The 5,317-nt window shown below is 28.9% G+C and carries 3 protein-coding genes; 1 reads left to right on the top strand and 2 read right to left on the bottom strand.

Translation table 11 applies throughout. The features are described from left to right. A partial coding sequence (locus AB4Y90_RS15115) for a hypothetical protein (RefSeq protein ID WP_441558368.1) occupies window positions 1-929 on the top strand: 929 nt, incomplete at its 5' end. 16 nt (window positions 930-945) lie between these two features. Here the strand turns inward: AB4Y90_RS15115 and AB4Y90_RS15110 are convergent. Together AB4Y90_RS15110 and AB4Y90_RS15105 are read right to left on the bottom strand one after the other, a co-directional pair. Next, window positions 946-1,779, bottom strand: coding sequence for a hypothetical protein (locus tag AB4Y90_RS15110; protein ID WP_441558366.1), 834 nt, complete (start codon window positions 1,777-1,779; stop codon window positions 946-948). Window position 1,780: 1 nt separating this feature from the next. Then, entirely contained in the window at window positions 1,781-5,284 is a 3,504-nt protein-coding gene (locus AB4Y90_RS15105) for a hypothetical protein (RefSeq protein WP_441558365.1), read from the bottom strand. Between the last annotated feature and the right edge of the window lie 33 nt (window positions 5,285-5,317).

The following is a 5,317-nucleotide window of genomic DNA, read 5'->3' as shown; positions in this document are numbered from 1 at the left end:
GTATAGAAAGCGTTTTGAAAAACGAGAAACTTTTGTCAACAGTCAATTACAATGTTTCACAAGATGATGTCTTAAAAGTTTTCGATAACTTAGAATCACAAATAATAAAACAAATTGATGTTACAAAACTCCAAACAGAAATTTCTAAAGAAAAAGTTAAACAATTTGAGACTGCAACAGGATCAATTATCAAGTCCACCTTTGAAGCTTATGATATAATAAAAAACAATACCAATTTTAGAAAGACTGACAAAACAATTTTAAGTTCTATTCAAGGAATATGGACTCTTGCATACAAGTCATCATTTACTACGAATGATATTCCAAATATAAATTTTGACAGTGTCTATGCTGAAAGTATTGCCAATAGCAAGATAAGGTATTTTTTGCCAAATTCATTTCTACTTGCCAGAACTAGGAGATATCTTGTTGATAAGAATAACGTGATAAAAGCTTTCGAAAAATTAATCCCAAGAATTTCAGAAGACTATATAATTGTGAGCTTATGCTCAGATTATAAAATTCAGCAACTGATCAATGATTCGGATTATAAAAACATTATTGTAAAAATACCATATACAAATAATCATTTGAGTGATACGTTTTTCCTGCTTAAAAAGAAAAATCTTCCAAAAATTGAATTTAAGGATATACAAAAACAGGATATTGATAAATATAATCTAAAACTTTTAGACGAAGATATTAAGTTATATTCGTCAGTTATAGACATTAACACTCCTGAAAATAAAAACCTTCAAGAAGAATATCAGGATAAGGATAATGATGAACTAAAAGTATTGATATTTATCAGTTTTATATGCACAATAAACTGGCGTGAGGATAGAGATATTGTGATGTTAAGTTTGTCTACACCATTTATGGAGCGTGGAATAGAAAATGAAATTAGCGAAATAAAAAAGTTGAAATAAAAATACATTCTTTCCCTTAAAACGGTAAACTGCTACTTGAATCTACCTCTGAAATAAGCACATCTAAGAGATCCTTTACAAACGCGATTAGCCTTTCAACTAAATCAGCCGTAAATAATTTAACCTCCGCCTGAGGCATACTAATCGTAAGCCCCTCTCCAAATTTCAAAATCATGTATCTTCTGCTTACGGGATTTAGTTCTAATTGGCTTTTATATCCATGGATAAATGAATTTCTAAGCAAATTAACTGTCTCTAAATAGGTATTCAAAAAATCATCATGATTATTAAAACAATTGACAAAAGGAGTTGCACTTCGATAATCAAGTCTAAGAAGTGACTTTAAAAAATCTACATATGTACCCAAAGGTATACTTAAAAGCTTTGCATTAGTTTTATAAATGACAACCTTTTTTGTTAGTATCTCTGTAAGGCGAACAATATTTTCGAATATAGTCGCAGTTGTCAAAATAAAAGTTTGAAATTCATTATTAATTATTTCTTTATAAAAGAAAGGAGTATTTATGGAGATACTTTTTGTGAAGTTATTTGTGTTAAAGAAAAATTCATAATTTTTTTCAAAAGGAAGAAAGGAAATATTACCGCTAATAATCTGCTCATTTAAATCTTCAAAATAAGAATAATGAATAATCTGCAATTTTCTTAATCGTTCATTAATGGCATTTAATAATTCCTGCAACTCCGGTGATGTACGAATTAGGTAATCTTTATGAAACTCAGAATTTATTGTTGTAATTGTGCTTGAAGTTTCATGCACATTAACTTTCTGAATTAATTCAGAACTCTTATCTGAAAGGTCAATCAATTCTATTCTTGTATTTGTAGTCATATTAAAACCATGTTTCGTTAAGAAAATCTGAATTATTACTACGGTTAATACTATCATTAGTTGATGCGATAGCATTTGATAATAATTTATGAGCTTTGCTAAACTCAGAATAATTTAAAATTTTTCTATTAAAAATTTCCAACAACATAAGATCATCTGCAAAAGGTTCTCCCGGAGTTCCAATTTGTACACCTTTATTAATTATTGCAGAATAAGTGGCTGCATTAAATTGATCAATTTGTTGATTATCAATTATACTTTTATTTTCTATTCCCAATTCATAAATTTTTAATATCAAATCAATAAACCTTTCTTCTTTTACAATAAACTCTTCAAGAGCTAACATCAATTTATTTTGTACATTAAAATCTTCCTTATAATCAAGGGATTTTTTTTCGACAATCATTTGTAAATCATCAGATAATTGATCAGATGAAGCAATATAACTAAGTATTTGTCTAGCAAAAAACACTAGATTTTTATCTTCAATACTAATAAACCAATCCAGAGCTTTCTTAAAAAAATCAGTCCGTAATTCCTCTACATCCTCAAATAACCCGGATGAATGATTTGATGGAAGATATTGGACACCACTATACGGTTTCGTTGACCTGATACTATCTACAAAATTTAAAAATCTTCTATTAAGATAATTAATTAGTAAATCACTTCCCTCCTTCTTTAAAATAAGATTCATAGCAATTTCAATTTCATACGATATATGAAATCTGTATGAATGCTCCATTAATAGTTCTTTTATCAAAGAATAAGCCTCCTTGTATTGTAGATACATAAAAGTGTATTCAGCCTCAATTTGACTGCAATATTGGAAAAAGTTAATCGCTGTCTCTCGTCCTAAGGTATAGTCGTAGTTTACGATTGTTGGTATTAATTGACTTATTTCAAATCCATTATCTTCAGCTTTTTCATTAATTATACTCTTCATCATTTCGATTTCCATGATAGAAAAATCCTTGTCATAAATATCTGTGAGACTAGAAAAAACAAGAAGAAAAACATTATTCATTGTTGAATCTTCAGAATAAAAAAGACTTCGAATTATCGATAAATATAAAGAATTCCCTCCGGTTTTATCTCTGATGGCTCGTATAATATCTGGAGCAATACGTTTAAACAATACTTTATCACTTACTAATTCATGATAAAAAGTATTAAGAAAACTTATGTCATATGTAATAATCTCTTGAGTGAAAAGATAAAGATTTGTTAGCTTATTACCTTTGATTTCAAATGCTTCAATGAGAGCTCGAGCAATACCTTCCGGTGATTCTTTTGAGACTAAATTTTTGATATCGATCGCTAAATCATCTTTAATTTCACTATAAGGTTTTTTTCTATCTAATGGTCTATATCTTGACAATAAACTTATTACTTTCTCAGTGAGAGATTTAGATACTAAAGCTTCTTGTAAATTTCTAAGAAATTCAGAATGTTTCTTACTAACATCCCAAAGTTCAAAAAATCTTAACTGTTCACCAACTGTATTTCTTTCAATTGTATTAAATTTTTCAGAATTTTTTAAAAGAAATGATAAAACTAAATCAATCTCCTCTTTGCCGTTATATGATGGCTGTTTTTTGTAATTGCTAAAAATCTCACGGGGTACCTCAATAATATTTTTCAGAACTTCCAATCTAAGATCTTCAGCCTCTGTTTTGTCAAAATAATTGATTAATACTCTTATCGTACGTTGGCGAAGTAGAACAGTATTTGTATTTTCTGGAACCCGAAATGTAGTCATATTTACAGATAGACGATCAAATGCCGATTCTGTAATCATAAACTCAAGCTTTAGAAATGAACTTAAAATTTGTATGATTAAAGATATTTCATTTTTATTAAAGAGCTTATTATCTATTTTCTCTAAAAAATGGCTTTGCCGCCTCATTACAAAACCATCATAGTAATCAACTTTCCCGAAATTGTAGAGAGAATTTAAAGCAACCGAGGCATTGTATTTTTTCTGAATCTCGAAAACAGCATCAAAAACAAAATCATAATGAATGCTGTTTAGAAGCAATACTGAAAGATGTCGCACGATTTCTGATATTGCAATATTGGAAAACGATCGTGATTGAAAATTATTTTCCGATAGTTCAATAAGCTCTTTTGAAAATGTATTTTCTGAATCAGATAGTTTTTCTATATACTTCTGTATCAACTTCTTTGTGATCATCGGAAAATGTCCTCCAATTTTATAAATTGTAGAACTGATTTCAAAAAATCTGATTTTGTCAGCTACGTTGTCTATTGAATCCAAGTATACCTGTGAAAATGCAAGAAAAATATCTTCATTTTCATCTTTTGGTACTGAACTGCTTAAATTAACCAATATGTTGCTGATCTTATTGCTGAAATACTCCATCCATATTGTTAATTTTTGTCTATTAACTTTGGAAAGAATAATGTCACTATAAAGATCCGGCTTGATCATGATCGATGATTGACCATCAACAATTCTTTGATCTATTAAAATTTTAAAAATAGCTTGTAAATCTTCATTTGTAAGATCAATACTATTTCCAATTTGATTTAATTCGTCGTGATTATTGATATTTAAAGGCTCTATCAAAGCCAATATAGAAATTACGTCTAACAATTTATTATTAGAGTATCCTGTTTCCTTTGAAATTTCGGATATCAAATCTTTGAAATAATTATTTACATATACTTGCAAAAAATCATCCGAAATTAGTATTTTAATATCTTTTCTCCTTAACAAATTATTGATCATTGCAACAATAACAATAGGCTTACCATAAGAGAAATGAACAAGCTCGTCAATATATACCCTTAAAGTCGAATTGCTCAAATAATGTAAAAATATTTCTCTCGTTTGTTCCTGATTTAACGCTTCAATTTTCTCCGTTTTGATACGATTATGATACACTTCTTTTATAGAAGTAGACATATCTCGTCTACTGGTAAAGATCAACTTCAAGTTCTTCCCTTTCAAAGCCATTGCGAATAAATCTCTTATTACGGTTTCTTCAAAAGTATGAGCATCATCTATTAGAATAATATGATTCCCCTCTCCAGACAAAGCATAAAAAAGATTGTCATAGCTTATATTGTATGCGCTAAGAACTAGCAGTATCCATTTTTCGTCTGGCCTATTTTCAAGGATTTTAAAAAACTCTACTACACCTCTCGTCTTACCTAAACCTGCTTCTCCTAATAAATTAAATAATATTTTATCGGAATTAATAAAATCATATAAACTGTCCTCTAAATCTAAGTTCTTGACATAATAATTATTTAAGCTGATAGCCTCTAAAGGATTACTTTGTAACTGTAGACTAAAATGATCACGAAAATATGTTAACTGCATAGTCACAAATCCCTCATTGAGCCACAGCCGTAGAAGAGGATTAGCAACAATAAAAGTATTTAATTTTGCTCCTTCCCAAATTACTAAATTTACTTTTCCTTGAGACAATTCGTTCCATAATTCTTGAAGTTGCTTTATCCAATTTGGAAGCAATTGCACATTAGTTATAAGAACATAATCAGTTAC

The organism is Chryseobacterium sp. 2TAF14 (assembly GCF_052115105.1).
In the GTDB taxonomy this organism is placed as follows: Bacteria; Bacteroidota; Bacteroidia; order Flavobacteriales; family Weeksellaceae; genus Chryseobacterium.
The sequence above is the reverse complement of the archived record's forward strand: the minus strand, read 5'-3'. Positions and strand labels throughout refer to the sequence as shown.